General features: G+C 73.0%; 15 protein-coding genes. 5 read left to right on the forward strand and 10 right to left on the reverse strand.

Going from position 1 to position 12888, the window contains the following annotated elements; all coding sequences use genetic code 11:
- The first annotated feature begins 126 nt into the window (after window positions 1-126).
- Window positions 127-273 (forward strand): hypothetical protein, encoded by a 147-nt coding sequence (locus HS048_RS18380; protein ID WP_196467616.1) that lies wholly within the window; start codon window positions 127-129, stop codon window positions 271-273.
- A 29-nt stretch (window positions 274-302) separates the two neighbouring features.
- On the opposite strand, the gene HS048_RS18385 is transcribed toward HS048_RS18380, so the two are convergent.
- From HS048_RS18385 to HS048_RS18410, 6 genes are all read right to left on the reverse strand, one after another.
- On the reverse strand, window positions 303-1505 hold the full coding sequence (locus tag HS048_RS18385) for an RNA polymerase sigma factor (protein ID WP_196467617.1): 1203 nt from the start codon (window positions 1503-1505) through the stop codon (window positions 303-305).
- Window positions 1506-1544: 39 nt separating this feature from the next.
- Window positions 1545-1886 (reverse strand): YciI family protein, encoded by a 342-nt coding sequence (locus HS048_RS18390; RefSeq protein ID WP_230880877.1) that lies wholly within the window; start codon window positions 1884-1886, stop codon window positions 1545-1547.
- Between the two features lie 30 nt (window positions 1887-1916).
- Window positions 1917-2315 carry a VOC family protein gene (locus tag HS048_RS18395; protein WP_230880878.1) on the reverse strand — a complete coding sequence of 133 codons (399 nt, stop codon included), beginning with the start codon at window positions 2313-2315 and terminating at the stop codon, window positions 1917-1919.
- Window positions 2316-2399: 84 nt separating this feature from the next.
- Entirely contained in the window at window positions 2400-2852 is a 453-nt protein-coding gene (locus HS048_RS38545; protein WP_196468049.1) for a DNA-3-methyladenine glycosylase I, read from the reverse strand.
- A 113-nt stretch (window positions 2853-2965) separates the two neighbouring features.
- Complete coding sequence (locus HS048_RS18405; RefSeq protein WP_196467619.1) at window positions 2966-3268, reverse strand: YciI family protein; 303 nt, start codon at window positions 3266-3268, stop codon at window positions 2966-2968.
- A 47-nt stretch (window positions 3269-3315) separates the two neighbouring features.
- A complete protein-coding gene (locus HS048_RS18410) occupies window positions 3316-3936 on the reverse strand; it encodes a TetR/AcrR family transcriptional regulator (RefSeq protein ID WP_196467620.1) in 621 nt (206 codons plus the stop codon).
- A gap of 277 nt (window positions 3937-4213) precedes the next feature.
- Between HS048_RS18410 and HS048_RS18415 the strand changes: the two genes are divergently transcribed.
- Entirely contained in the window at window positions 4214-4873 is a 660-nt protein-coding gene (locus tag HS048_RS18415; protein ID WP_196467621.1) for an alpha/beta hydrolase, read from the forward strand.
- A 111-nt stretch (window positions 4874-4984) separates the two neighbouring features.
- Here the strand turns inward: HS048_RS18415 and HS048_RS18420 are convergent, their stop codons facing one another.
- Both HS048_RS18420 and HS048_RS18425 read right to left on the reverse strand, forming a co-directional pair.
- Entirely contained in the window at window positions 4985-6586 is a 1602-nt protein-coding gene (locus HS048_RS18420; protein ID WP_196467622.1) for a phospholipase D family protein, read from the reverse strand.
- 116 nt (window positions 6587-6702) lie between these two features.
- A complete protein-coding gene (locus HS048_RS18425) occupies window positions 6703-8466 on the reverse strand; it encodes a right-handed parallel beta-helix repeat-containing protein (protein ID WP_196467623.1) in 1764 nt (587 codons plus the stop codon).
- A gap of 90 nt (window positions 8467-8556) precedes the next feature.
- On the opposite strand from HS048_RS18425, the gene HS048_RS18430 reads away from it, so the two are divergent.
- Window positions 8557-9504, forward strand: a complete 948-nt coding sequence (locus tag HS048_RS18430) for a TetR/AcrR family transcriptional regulator (RefSeq protein ID WP_196467624.1) — start codon at window positions 8557-8559, stop codon at window positions 9502-9504.
- Between the two features lie 145 nt (window positions 9505-9649).
- Here HS048_RS18430 and HS048_RS18435 read toward each other — a convergent pair whose 3' ends face one another.
- Window positions 9650-10348 (reverse strand): CBS domain-containing protein, encoded by a 699-nt coding sequence (locus HS048_RS18435; protein ID WP_068901528.1) that lies wholly within the window; start codon window positions 10346-10348, stop codon window positions 9650-9652.
- A 216-nt stretch (window positions 10349-10564) separates the two neighbouring features.
- Between HS048_RS18435 and HS048_RS18440 the strand changes: the two genes are divergently transcribed.
- Window positions 10565-11500, forward strand: coding sequence for a universal stress protein (locus tag HS048_RS18440; protein WP_196467625.1), 936 nt, complete (start codon window positions 10565-10567; stop codon window positions 11498-11500).
- Window positions 11501-11503: 3 nt separating this feature from the next.
- Here HS048_RS18440 and HS048_RS18445 read toward each other — a convergent pair whose 3' ends face one another.
- Window positions 11504-11887 carry a glutaredoxin domain-containing protein gene (locus HS048_RS18445; protein ID WP_084008823.1) on the reverse strand — a complete coding sequence of 128 codons (384 nt, stop codon included), beginning with the start codon at window positions 11885-11887 and terminating at the stop codon, window positions 11504-11506.
- A 341-nt stretch (window positions 11888-12228) separates the two neighbouring features.
- On the opposite strand from HS048_RS18445, the gene HS048_RS18450 reads away from it, so the two are divergent.
- Window positions 12229-12810 (forward strand): hypothetical protein, encoded by a 582-nt coding sequence (locus tag HS048_RS18450; protein WP_196467626.1) that lies wholly within the window; start codon window positions 12229-12231, stop codon window positions 12808-12810.
- Window positions 12811-12888: the final 78 nt, after the last annotated feature.

A 12888-nucleotide genomic window follows, 5' to 3' on the forward strand; every position in this document is an offset into this window, starting at 1 on the left:
GGATATAAGGCAGTTTTAAGGTGCAGTGGGACGGGAGCCGTCCGGCGGCCGGGCGCGGCGCCGGACGAGGGCGAGCAGCTCACCCGTGAGGAACTGCAGGCCCGCATCCAGGCCGGCGAGGTCACGGTGATCCCGGCCTGGTGCCATCTGACCGGCCATACCTACCTCGGTCCTGTCGGCGCGTATGCGCCGCGCGCGGCCTATGCCCTGGCGGTGGCCGCCGAGGCCCGCTCCATCGCGGCCGACCGGCCCTGGCATCGCGGCGACCGCTGAGGCGGCGTCCGCCGCGGCGCTGGGCCGGGTCAACTCCAGCGGAGCCGTTCTTCCAGCAGGGCCTGCTGGGCGGGGTTGGCGGTCAGCTCCAGCGCCCGCGCATCAGACGCCCTGGCCTCGGCGTGGCGGTCCAGATCGCGCAGCAGTCCGGCGCGGGTGGCGTGGAAGAGCGGATAGCGCTCCAGCGCCCCGGTGAGCTGTTCCAGTTCGGCCAGCGCCGCCTGCGGACCGGTGGCGTAGCGCAGCGCGACGGCCCGGTGCAGCCGGGTCACCGGGGACGGCGCCAGCGCCAGCAGCAGGTCGTACAGCACTACGATCTGCCGCCAGTCGGTGTCCTCGAACCGCCCGGCCTCGGCGTGGCAGGCCACGATCGCGGCCTGCAACTGGTAGGGACCGGGCCTCCGGTACGTGCGGGCGGTACGGGTGAGCAGCGCGGTTGCGTCCTCGATCGCCTTGCGGTCCCAGCGGGTGCGGTCCTGGTCGGCCAGGAGCACCATGCGGCCCGCCGTATCGAAGCGGGCTGCGCCGCGCGCCCGGTGCAGCCGGATCAGCGCCAGCAGCCCGGCCGTCTCCGGTTCCTTGGGCAGCAGGTTCGCCAGCAGCGCGGCCAGCCACTCGGCGTCGGCGACCAGATCGTGCGCCTGGGCGCGCTCGGCGGTGCTGGACAGATAGCCCTCGTTGAACAGCAGGTAGACGACTGTCAGCACCTGCTCCAGCCGCGCCGGCAGCTCTTCGCCGACCGGGACGCGGTACGGGATCCCGGCCTCGGAGATCTTCCGCTTGGCGCGGGTGATGCGCTGGGCCACCGTGGTCTCGGGCACCAGGAACGCCGCGGCGATCTGCGCGGTGCTCAACCCGCACACCACGCGCAACGTCAGCGCGATCTGAGCGGGCCGGGGCAGTGCCGGGTGGCAGCAGGTGAAGACCAGCCGCAGCCGGTCGTCCGGCTCGGTCCGAAGGGGCCACTGGAGTTGGGCGAGTTTGGCCCGGTAGGTCGACTCGCGGCGCAGCACGTCCAGGCCGCGCCGCCGGGCCACGGTGAACAGCCAGGCGTCCGGCCGCTCCGGCACGCCTTCGACCGGCCAGCGCTCGAGCGCCGTCTCGATCGCGTCCTGCACCAGGTCCTCGGCCGCGGAGAAGTCACCCAGCAGCGACATCAGGGACGCGGCCAGCCGGCCCGCGTGCTCGCGCACCACGCGGGCCAGCGCCTCGTGCGCCTCCTGCTCACCCACGTTCCGGCCTCCCGCTCGCCGCCCCGGCCGCGATGCCGGTCACGAGGCGGGGCGGATCTCCACCACCGGGCACGCCGGCCAGGATCTCGCCAGGGCCAGCGCCTCGTCCAGGTCGGCCACCTCGACCTCGGCGAACCCGCTGACCACCTCCTTGCCCTCGACGAACGGCCCGTCGGTGACGATCGGCTCCGCGCCGCCGTCCAGCCGGACGGTGGTGGCGGTGTGCACCGGGTGCAGATGCGTGTGATGGGTGATCTTGCCGGCGTGCTCGGCGAACCAGCGGCCCACCGCCTCGTACACCGCCTCCCGCCCGGCCTCGTCCATCGTCTCCAGGTCCCGGGCGAACTGCTCGGTCTCGACGAACATCAGCACGTACTTCATCCGTGGTCTCCTCGGGCCGAAGGGCTGGGATCAGGTGGCGGGCAGGGCGGCGTACAGGTCGATGCCGGTGCCGTCCGGATCGGTCACGGTGGCGTACCGCATCCCCCAGAACGCGTCGAACGGCTCGGCGAGCCCGCGGTGGCCGGCCCTGGTCAGCTCGGCGTACTTGGCGTCCACGGCGGCCGGGGAGTCGCACTCGAAGCACAGCAGGGCGCGCGGCCCGCCACTCGGCGCGCTCCAGCCGGGCAGGAACGGGGTGCGGAAGACCTCGCTGTCGAGCATCAGATGCAGCCCGCCCGGCAGGTCGCACGAGGCGTGCTCGGAGGTGTTCGGATCGAGCTTGAAATCCAGCCCGAGCAGGGCGTAGAAGGCGATGGCGGCCTGCATGTCGGACACCACGATGTCGATGGTGTTCATCGTCGGATTCATGACCTGCTCCATTCCAGGGATCGTCGATCTGTTCCGGCTCGGTGACGGCCGCCGCTCCAGCGCGGTGGTCGGATGGTGGTCTCCTCATCCGTCACCCTGCCGGACGGCCTGCTCACCGGCCTTACCAGTAAGACGATCGGCGACCGGACCGATACGACATCCTGCAAAGATCATGGTGTCCACCATCACCGCGGCATCGCACCTCAAAGCCACCGACATTGATTCCGCACGTCGCCGCCCGGCTTCAGGGCGGATCACGCGCCCCTCGACGTGGTCGTTGATCAGACCCGTGGCCTGCATGAACGCGAATATCGTCGTGGGGCCGACGAACCTCCAGCCCTGGCGTTTCAACTCTTTCGACAAGGCGATCGATGCGGGGGAGGTGGGCACGGTCTGGGGTGCGGGCAGGTCCGCCGGTTCGGGCTCATAGCGCCAGACGAAGGCGGCCGGCGATCCTTCCCGCTCCCGCAGGTCCCATTCGGTGTCGTGGCAGGCCGGGAACTCCGGGGCGGTGCCGCTCCAGGAGCAGCGCGGCAGCTGCGGACCGGCGTCGGTACGGGCATCTCATCACGGTCCTCTGTCATGGCAGGCAGGCGCCGGCGCATGCACCCCTGGGCCCGCCCCGGGACGCATGCGGTGCCCTCGCCCTGTCAGGGCAGGGCAGGCTCTGCGAGCAGGAACTTCAGCCGGTCGTCGGCCAGCCATGGGGCGATCTCGACGATCTCCGCGCTGACGATGTCCTGTTCGACGAACGGGTCGGCCGCCACGCGGGCCTCCAGGTCCTCCCGCGAGATGCCGTGCGCCACGATCGCGCCGCCCAGTCCCGGCCGGATGCCGCCGACCAGCAGGAACACTCCGTCGTCGACGCCGCGCTCGATCCACTCCTGGTGGCCGGGCATGTGCCGTTCGGCCGCGCTCTTGTTGGCGGAGAACCGCAGCAACACCATGAACATGTCTCTCTCCGATCGTTGGACTCAGGTCGTTGAGCTCTCAGGTCGCGTCAGGCGTTCGCCGACGTGGTGTCGTCGGGTACGGCGCCGCCGGCGCGCTCGGGGGCCGGGGAGTACCGGCCCAGCCAGTCGTGCATCCGCTGGACCTCGCGGTCGATGAAGCCCTCGTCTTTGAAGGCGTGCGCCAGCGTGGCGACGCCCTGGCTGAAGGCCAGCACGTGCATCGCCAGCTCATCGGCCTGCGCCTCATGCCCCAGCTGGGTGAACTGCTCGCGCAGCCAGGTGCGGAAAAGTGTGAACAGGCCGCTCGCTTCGTCCAGCGCGGGGTGGCCGAGTTTTGCCAGCTCCGTGGTCATGGTGCCCACCGGGCAGCCGTAGCTCTGGATGTCGGTGCGGTTGGTCACCACGATCTCGACGAACCGGCGGATCCGGGCGGCGGGGTCGGCCTCCTCGGTCTCCCACCGCTGCAGCATCCGCCGTCTGGCGTCCAGCCGCGCGGCGATCACCGCGCGCAGGATGTCGTCCTTGGACTTGAAGTGGTAGTAGAAGTTGCCCCGGGAGATGTGCACGGCCTCGGCGATCGCCGCGAAGGACGTGTGCTCGTAGCCCTGCCGGTAGAAGAGCTGATCGGCTGCCTCGACGATCTGGGTCCGGGTCGTTTCCGCCCTCACGGTCTTGCACCTCCCGCGTTGCCGGCCACTTCGTGAAACCGCCCTAGGACGTTTGTCCTAGAAGGGATGTTAGGACACCCGTCCTACGTGGTGTCAACCGGGCTTGGCGGCCGACCACCGGTCGCACTGCGGCGGCGCGCCCGGATGTCGGCGACCGATGCCGGCGGCATCGGGGGTGGGAGACGGCCCGGCTGCCGCAACGGCCGCCGGCAGGTTCGGGAACTGTCGGTGGCAACAGCGATGATCACTCTCACCTCCAGAGGAAGGACACCCGCTCATGGCGACGTTCGTTCTGATCCACGGCGGCGGTGGCGTCGCCTGGCAGTGGCACCTGCTCGACCCTGAGCTACGCGCCCGGGGCCACGATGTCGTCGCCGTCGACCTGCCCCTCGAACGGGAGACGGCGGGATTGGCCGAGCTCACCGACACGGTGGTGGAGGCCGTCGGCGAGCGCACCGATCTGGTCGTGGTCGCCCACTCCTGGGGCGGGTTCGTCGGTCCGCTGGTGTGCGAGAGGGTCCGCGCCGACCTGCTGGTCCTGCTGGCGGGCATGATCCCCGCACCGGGCGAGCCGCCAGGTGACTGGTGGACCGCGACCGGCTTCGAAGCGCCCGGCGGCGACGGCGGCGAAGACGACCCGGTGGCCGCCTTCTGCCATGACTTGCCTCCTGCCTTGGCCGCCGAAGCGATGCGCCGGGGTCAGGGCCACGCCGAACGCTCGCTGGTCGAGCCCTGGCCGTTGACGGCTTGGCCCGATGTGGCGACCAGAGTGCTGATCTGCCGCGACGACCGGTTCTTCGACCCGGAGTTCATGCGCCGGATCGCACGCGAGCGGCTGGACGTCGTCCCCGACGAAATCGGTGGCAGCCACATGGTGATGCTCTCCCGGCCGCAGGAACTGGCCGACCGCCTCGACGGCTACGCCCGACACATCTAGCCGACGACCCGTGCGCGGCCGGGCGGCGCCTCGGGCCCGGGCGGTCCGGTCGTCCCGGCGTCGCAAGGAGCCCCGTCGACCGGGCGCGCAACAGGAGGTCCTCGGCAGGCGTCAGTAGGCGTCGGCGCGGCGCATGGCGCGTGGGCGGCCGTCGGGGTCGCACAGCATGCGGTAGAGCGGCGTGGCCAGGGCGGCGGTCCAGGGCGGCAGGGGGCCGGGCTCGTGCAGGCGCAGCCGTCCCGCCGGGCGCGGCCCGCGGCGGCCTCCGGCGTGCCAGCGTTCGAGGGCGGCCGCCGCGGCGGCGTAGGCATCGAAGAACGCGCGCGGATCCAGCAGGCCGTCGTCGTCCCCGTCGTCGCGGTCCAGGTGCTCGCGTGCGAGCGCGAGCCGCAGCTCCCGGGGCTGGCGGCGCGCTCCGTCGCCGTGCCCGCCGGGGTCGCGGGGTTCCCGCGGGTCCCGCGTCCCGTCCAGGATCGCGCAGGTGAGCTCGGAGTCGTACGTCCAGGAACGGCGGTTGAAGTTGTCGGAGCCGACGGTCATCCACGTGTCGTCGACGATGCAGACCTTGGCGTGCACGTAGACCGGTGTGCCCTGGTGGTTCTCGATCCCGTAGACCGCCACCCGGTCCCCGCCGGCCTCCTTGAGCACGGACAGGGCCTGCTGCCGCCCGAGGACCTGCGGGGTCCCGGCGATCAGGCCGTCCTGGTCGGGGTGGAGCGGCAGGACGCCGATCATCAGCAGCTCCGGATGCGCCCGGAGCGCCTCGGCGAAGGAGGCCGCGACCTGCGGCGACCAGAGGTACTGGTCCTCGATGTAGATCAGGGACCGGGCGCGGCGCAGCGCCTTGAGATACCCGCGGGCGACGCTGTGCTCCCCCTCCGGCGCGAAGGCGTAGCGGGACCGGCGCTGCGGGTAGGTGCGCAGCAGCTGCACGGCGTGCGGCCCGCACGCGGGCGGGTCCGGGGACTGCGGCGGCAGCGGGTCGGCGTGCGTGTCGTCGTGGCGGAGCAGGTCGGCGAGGCGGTGCACGGGGTTGCGGGTCAGCGGCTTGGGGTCGGTCCACCGCTCCCGGAAGACCGCCTCCACGTCGCCCACGACCGGGCCCTGGAGCGCGACCTGCACGTCGTGCCAGGGCGGCCGGGGGCCGTACACCTTCGCCATCGGGGCGGCCTGCGGGTCGCCGCCGTGCGAGGCGTCGTCGCGGCGGGTCCTGCACAGGTCGATCCCGCCGACGTAGGCGATGTCGCGCCGGGGGTCGTCGCGGTGCCGCAGCACCACGAGCTTCTGGTGGTGCGAGCCGCCGGGCGGGACGCGCATGTCGCGGAGGTACTCCCCGCCCGCAGCCTCGATCACCTCCCCGAGGTTGCGGTTCTCCTCGGAGCTGAAGCGGAGCCGGTCCCAGTGGGAGCGCCAGAGCAGGCCCTTGACGACGACGCCGCGCCGGGCGGCGTCCGCGAACACCTCGGCGACCTCGGTGCCGGGGCCGTCCAGCCGCTCGTCGGGGTCTCCGCGCCAGTCGGTGAAGAACAGCAGGTCGCCCTCGCGCAGCTCCCGGACCCGGGCGAGCAGGTCGGCGAAGTAGGCGGAGCCGTGCACGAGGGGCCGGACCGCGTTGCCGGTGGACCAGGCGGTGCCGTCGCCGTGCCGGGAGTCGATCACGGTGGCCGGGTTGCCGCGCTCGGCGGCGGTGAGGAACCAGTCGTGGACGCGCACAGGCGCGAACTACCCCTTTTTCCCCGTTCGACGCACGGCCGCCGGCACTGCGACCGTCTCACCGGGCGATCGCCTCGCCGTGCGGCCGGTGGGGGCGCGGTCGTTGCTCCGTGCGGCTACCCGCCCAGGGAGCGCAGTCCCGCGCGCAGCAGGATCTCTGCCGTGGCCTCCCGGAACTCCTCCCCGCCGGGGACGGTGGTGTTGCCCTCGTAGACGACACCGGCGGGCGGGGCGTCGTGGCCGACAGGATCGGCGTCCCAGAAGTTGCCGCGGTAGACGACGTTCTCCAGCGGCGGCCAGACCTGCAGGACGGCCGTGTTGTCCGCGCGGTGGACCGCGTTGCCCTCGACGGTGACCCAGGAGGCGCCGTAGTCGGTGTAGAGGGCGAAGTTGTACGGCGTGAGCGTGTCGCGGACGACGTTGCCCCGGACCACGGCGGCGGTCTCCGCGGAGTCGCCCTGCGGTCCGGAGAGGTAGACGCCACCGCCGTCGGCCAGCACCTGCATCGTGTCGTGCACCAGGTTGTGCAGGACGCGCGCGCCGCGGGCGCCCTCGCCGCCGCCGAGCACGATCCCGCAGTGCGGCACGTCGCTGACGTGGTTGTGCGCGATCACGGAGTCCTGGGCGGCGGACAGCGCGATTCCGGGCGAACCGGCGTACTCCACCCCCACGTGGTGGATCCGGTTGTCCTCCACCCGGTTGCCCCGGCCCTCGGCGGGGGAGGGCGGCCGGATCGCGAGCGCGGAGCCGGAGATGTCGGTGAACACGCTGCCGAGCACCCTGTTGTCCGCGCTGCCTCCGGAGAACTCCAGGCCGACGGCGCCCAGCCGGGTGAACCGGCAGCCTTCGACGAGCACACGCCCGGTGTCCTCGAAGACCACGTTGCCCGGCATCGCGGCGGACTCGCGGGGGAACGTCACCCATGCCTCCCCCTCGGCGAACACGGCCTTCTCCACGCCGCCGCCCTCGTAGTAGCCGGTCCCGTGGTAGTGCAGGAAGCCCTCGGGGCGCTCCGGCCGCAGCCAGGTGGCGTCGGCGAAGACGATGCCCCGGAAGGCGACGTCGTGCACGCCCCTGGCGTGCAGCAGCGTCTCCAGCACGGGTGCGACGACCCGGGTCCGGGCCGGGTCCTCTCCGGGGAGGGGGCGGTAGAGCAGCACGTGCCGGCCGGGGACCGACCGGTCGAGGGCGAAGGTGCCCGGCTCGGTCAGGAAGCCCACGCCGTTCTCCACGCGGGTGGGCAGTCCGGGACCGTGCGACTCGCCCGCCCAGGGGACGACGGAGTTGTACAGCTCGGCGGCCCAGGCGAAGGCGGGCCGGTCCATGGTGATCGTGGTGGAGTGCTCGTCACCGGAGACGGCGGCGACCCCGCAGCGTGCCTCCGTCCAGGGATAGACGCCCCGGTAGACGAACTCGACGTCGGCGGGATTGCCCCAGCGCTGCGGGTCGGTGCTGTCGGTGACGTAACCGGTCTCGGTCACCGTCACGCTCCCGGGAATGCCCTCCAGCGCGGCCCGCCCGGCCCTGCGGCCGTCGACGTAGAGCTGGCGGGTGTCGAGGTCGCCGACGTCGGCCAGCCAGAGCCCGTCCCGCTCGCGCCAGCCCCGGATCTCACGGCCGCCGCTCACCACCGCCTCCTCCTGGCCGGGGGTGCCGTACCCGTGGGCCTGGTAGACGATCCGGCGGCCGTCACGGCCGGAGTCCTCCCCGGTGAGCAGGAGGGGCGCGGTCAGCGTGTGGACGCCCGCCCGCAGATGGACGGTGACGTCTCCGCTGAGCGCGCGGACGTGGTCGCGCGCCCGCTCAAGGGTGACGAAGGGCCGCTCCGGTGTGCCGGGGCCGGAGTCGTCGCCGGTGGGGGAGACGTGGACATGGTTCATCGGCGCGCACCTCATTACGTTTATGGCGTACACAAGGTATACAGAATAAACACTGAATGGGTTGCGGCGTCAAGTGATGGGAGGAGAGGGATGGCCGACAGGGAGGACCCGGACCGCACCGTCGAGCTGCTCTGGAAGGGCCGGGGGCACGAGGACCCCCGGCAGGGGCTGAGCGTCGACGGCATCGTCCGCGCCGCCGTGGAGACCGCCGACGCCGAGGGCCTCGAAGGGCTCTCGATGCGCAGGGTCGCCGAGCGGCTCGGTTTCACCACCATGTCCCTCTACCGCCACGTCCGGGGGAAGGAGCAGCTCGTCGACCTCATGTGCGACGCGGTGGCGGGTGAGAAGATCCGCCCGGATGCGGATGCGGATGCGGATGCGGATGCGGATGCGGATGCGGGTGCGGACCGGGAGGGTCCCCGCGCGGGAGGGGCGGAGGGCGGAGACGCCGGGCCGGGCGGCTGGCGGGCCCGGCTGGAGGCCTGGGCGCGCGGCGGCTGGGAGCTGCACCGCCGGCACCCCTGGCTCGCCGAGGTGCCCGGCACCCGCCGCGTGCCGGGGCCGAACACCGTCGCCGACTACGAGTACGCGCTGAGCACGGTGGCCGGCACCGGCCTGGCCCCGTCCGAGATGGTCGCCGTGGTGGGCCTCGTCGGCCGGTTCGTGGGCGGGGAGGCCGTCCGGCTGGCGGAGGAGGCCAGGGTCGAGCGGCGCACCGGGGTGAGCGAGGAGGCCTGGTGGGGGGCGCGCGACTCCCTGTTCGAGAGACTCGGCGCTCATCCCGTGCTGACGGCCGTGTGGGAGGGGGGCGGCTACGACCGCCCCGAGGATCCGTTCGAGTTCGGCCTGCAGCGGGTGCTCGACGGTGTCGAGGTGCTCATCCGAACCCGGAGTGACAAAACTTGTGACGAAACAATGGCGTGTGCGGTGTGCGGCACGGCCGTGGCGCGGCCCGCCTCGGGCCGCCCCCGCACCTACTGCTCGCACGCGTGCCGACAGCGCGCCTACCGGGACCGCCGTGCCACGCCGGGCCCGTGACCTCGCGGCAACCGGTGACGGCCCGCCGGGACCGCCGCGCAGGTCTCTCCCGGGAACGCGCAGGTCTCTCCCGGGAACCGGTGGGCGTCACGACTTCCGGGAACCCGTGGGCGTCGCGGGCGGGGGACGCCCGCCGCGGACGCGGTCAGCGGGTCTTCCACCGGGGCGTGTCGTCGGCGTCCCACTCCAGCCGGTCGACCACGTCGACCACCCCGTGCACCCGCTGGACCAGCCGTGCCACCAGGTGCGCGTCGCTGCGGAGCCGCATGCGCCCGGCCAGGGTGACGATCCCGCGGTCGACCGTGGCGGTCGCGTCGTTCGGGCCGGACCACAGGGGGCGCCGCAGGATGTCGCGGTTCACCTCCTCGGCGATCTCGGCGTCGCTCCGGACGAAGACCCTGAGCAGGTCCTGGCGGCTGACGATGCCCTCCAGCCGTCCTTCGGCGTCCACGACCGGCAGGCGCTTGACTCCGCGCTCGTCCATGAGCCGCATCGCGGAGACGATCGAGGCCTGCGAGCGGATCGTGACCGCCGGGGCGGTCATCAGCTCGGCCGCGGTGTCCCCGACGGCCTTGCGCCGGGTGTCCTCCCGGCCGCCGAGCCGGTGCCGGAGCCGGACGCGCAGCGGCGGCTGGTATCCCTCTTGGTAGTACTGCTCCTTGAACTCCTCCTTGCGGAGCAGGTCGGCCTCGGAGACGACGCCGAGGACGTGGCCCTCGCCGTCGACGACCGGGACCGCGCTCACCTCGTGGTTGATCAGCACCTCGGCCACGTCCTTGAACGGCGTGCAGCCGTTGACGGACGTCACATCGGTGGTCATCACGTCCTTGACCTTGACGTGCATTCTTCAGTCCCCCTCGCGGAGCCGTCCCGTGTGACGGCGGGCGGGCCGTACGACCGGTCCATCTGGCACCTTCCCCACATCCCCCGCATCTTCATCCCACCGCGGGGGAGGTTCTGAAGCCAGAGGACCAAGGTCCTCGCCCACGGGGTCCATCGCCCGCTGCGGCATGCGCCGCGACGGGGGTCGAATGGGAGCGGACCCCCCGAGGAGGACGACATGGCAGCACATGCGGACAGGACGACGCACGCGGGGACGACGGCGCACGTGGTGGTCGGCACGGACGGCTCACCCGCTTCCACGGCCGCGGTCGCCTGGGCCGCGGAGGACGCCGCGCGGCGCGGATGCGCCCTGCGGATCGTCCACGTCTGCGAACCCTGGACCCTCGACATCCCGCTGGACACACCCCCGGGCTTCCGCGACTCGGTCGGCGAGCACTGCCGGGAGGTCGCCGACGTGGCGCGGGACGTGGCCCGCGGGGTCGCGCCGGGGATCGAGGTGAGCGCGGTGCTGGAATCCGGCCGGGTGGTCGAGGTCCTGCGCCGCGAGGCCGAGGACGCCGAGCAGGTCGTGGTCGGCAGCCGGGGCCTCGGCGGCTTCACCGGGCTGGTGTTGGGTTCGGTCTCGCTCGCGGTGGCCGGCCACGTGGCGGCGCCCGTCGTGGTGGCCAGGAACGTGCCGGAGGGGGTCCGGGGCCGGATCGTGGTGGGGTTCGACGGGTCCGAGCACTCGGCGGCCGCCCTGGCCTACGCCTTCGCCGAGGCCGTGCGGCGGGGCGCCCGCCTGCACGCGGTGCACAGCTGGCACATGCCCGTCCTCGGGCCGGGCGCCACCGCCTACACGCCGCTCGTCGAAGACCTCTTCGCCGCCGAGCGGCAGGTCGCCGAGGAGACGCTGCTGCCCTGGGAGGAGAAGTACCCGCAGGTCGAGGTGGAGCGGACGGTGGTCTGCGGACACCCGGTCCTGACCGTCTGCGACGCCTCGGAGGACGCCGACCTCGTCGTCGTCGGATCGCGGGGCCTGGGCGCGCTCGGCTCGGCCGTACTGGGCTCGGTCAGCCACGGAGTGCTGCACCACGCCCGCTGCCCCGTCGCGGTGGTGCGCGCCCGGGGCGGGTCCGTCGCCGAGGGCGGAGGAGTCACCGGCGGGCGGTGAGCGTCACGACCTCGGATCGCCGTCCCGCTCCCGGCCGCCGGATGCGGGAAGGCGCCTTCCGGCCGCTTCGAGGACCTGGCTCTTGGACGGGTTCACCATCGCCCTTCCCGCCACGGTCACGGTCGGCACTGTCTCGTTCCCGTCGGCGACCGAGCGGACGAACGCGGCCGCCTCGGGATCCTTCCAGATGTTGACCTCGCTGTAGCGCAACCGCGTGAAGCGCAGCCGCGTCCGCAGTCTCATGCAGTACGGGCAGCCGGGCCGCCAGTAGACGACCACGCCCCCGTGGTCCGCGTCCCTGTGCGACGCGGCCCGGCCGCGGCGGGGCAGGTTCGTGACGGTCAGCAGCGCGAGCAGGACGAGGAGGAAGAACGCGGAGGGCGACATACAGGGAGTATGTCAAGATTGTCCGCTTAGTCACCTCCTGCCTTCCGGCCCGGTCCCGCGTGGGCTCCGCTTTCCGGTCCGGTCCTGCCTGGTCGCCGCCCCGCTTCCCGGCTCTCCCCGGCGGGTGTGTGCGCGGGGCGGGGCCGGAAGCCGCACTCCGTCGTGACCACGGCCCTCCTGCGCGGGCGGGTGCGCGGGGCGGGGCCGGCAGGGCCGAAAGTCCTTCCACGCCGGGACTTCGGGTCGGCCCGGGCGAGCCGTACGGCTCTGCGGGACAAGGGGCGCGAGCCGATGTACTGGGTGACGTAACCGAGAGACGAAAACCCCCCGAGGAGCCCACCATGGCGATCATCGAAGGCCGCACCCAGCGCACCGGCCGCCGCACCGCCCCCACCGCCACCCGCGTCGCGGCCGCCCCGGCCGCCGCCCGCACCCTGACCCCGGCCGCCGCCCACGGCCTGGCCGCCGCCCGCATCGCGCTGGGCTGGGTCTTCCTGTGGGCCTTCGCCGACAAGCTGCTCGGCCTGGGCTTCGCCACCCCCGCCGCCAAGGCCTGGATCAACGGCGGCAGCCCCACCACCGGCTTCCTCAAGGGCACCGGCGACAACGCCCTCGGCGGCCTGTTCGGCGCCCTGGCCGGACAGGCCTGGGTGGACTGGCTGTTCATGCTCGGCCTGGCGGGCGTCGGCACCGCCCTGCTCCTGGGCATCGGCCTGCGCGTCGCCGCCGGCGCCGGCGCGACCATGATGCTGCTGATGTGGGCCGCGGCCCTGCCCCTGGAGACCAACCCCGCGGTGGACGACCACATCGTCTACGCCGTCGTCCTGGTCACCCTGGCCCTCACCCGCGCCGGCGACACCCTGGGCCTGGGCGCCCGCTGGGCCGCCACCCCCCTGGTCGAGCGCCTGCCGATCCTGAAGTGACCACCCGCCCCGCACCGACCGCCCATCCCGAGCCGACCGCCCACTCCGAACCGACCGCCCGCCGCACCCGACCGGCCC

It is taken from the genome of Planomonospora sp. ID91781, from assembly GCF_015711595.1.
Taxonomy (GTDB): Bacteria; Actinomycetota; Actinomycetes; order Streptosporangiales; family Streptosporangiaceae; genus Planomonospora; species Planomonospora parontospora.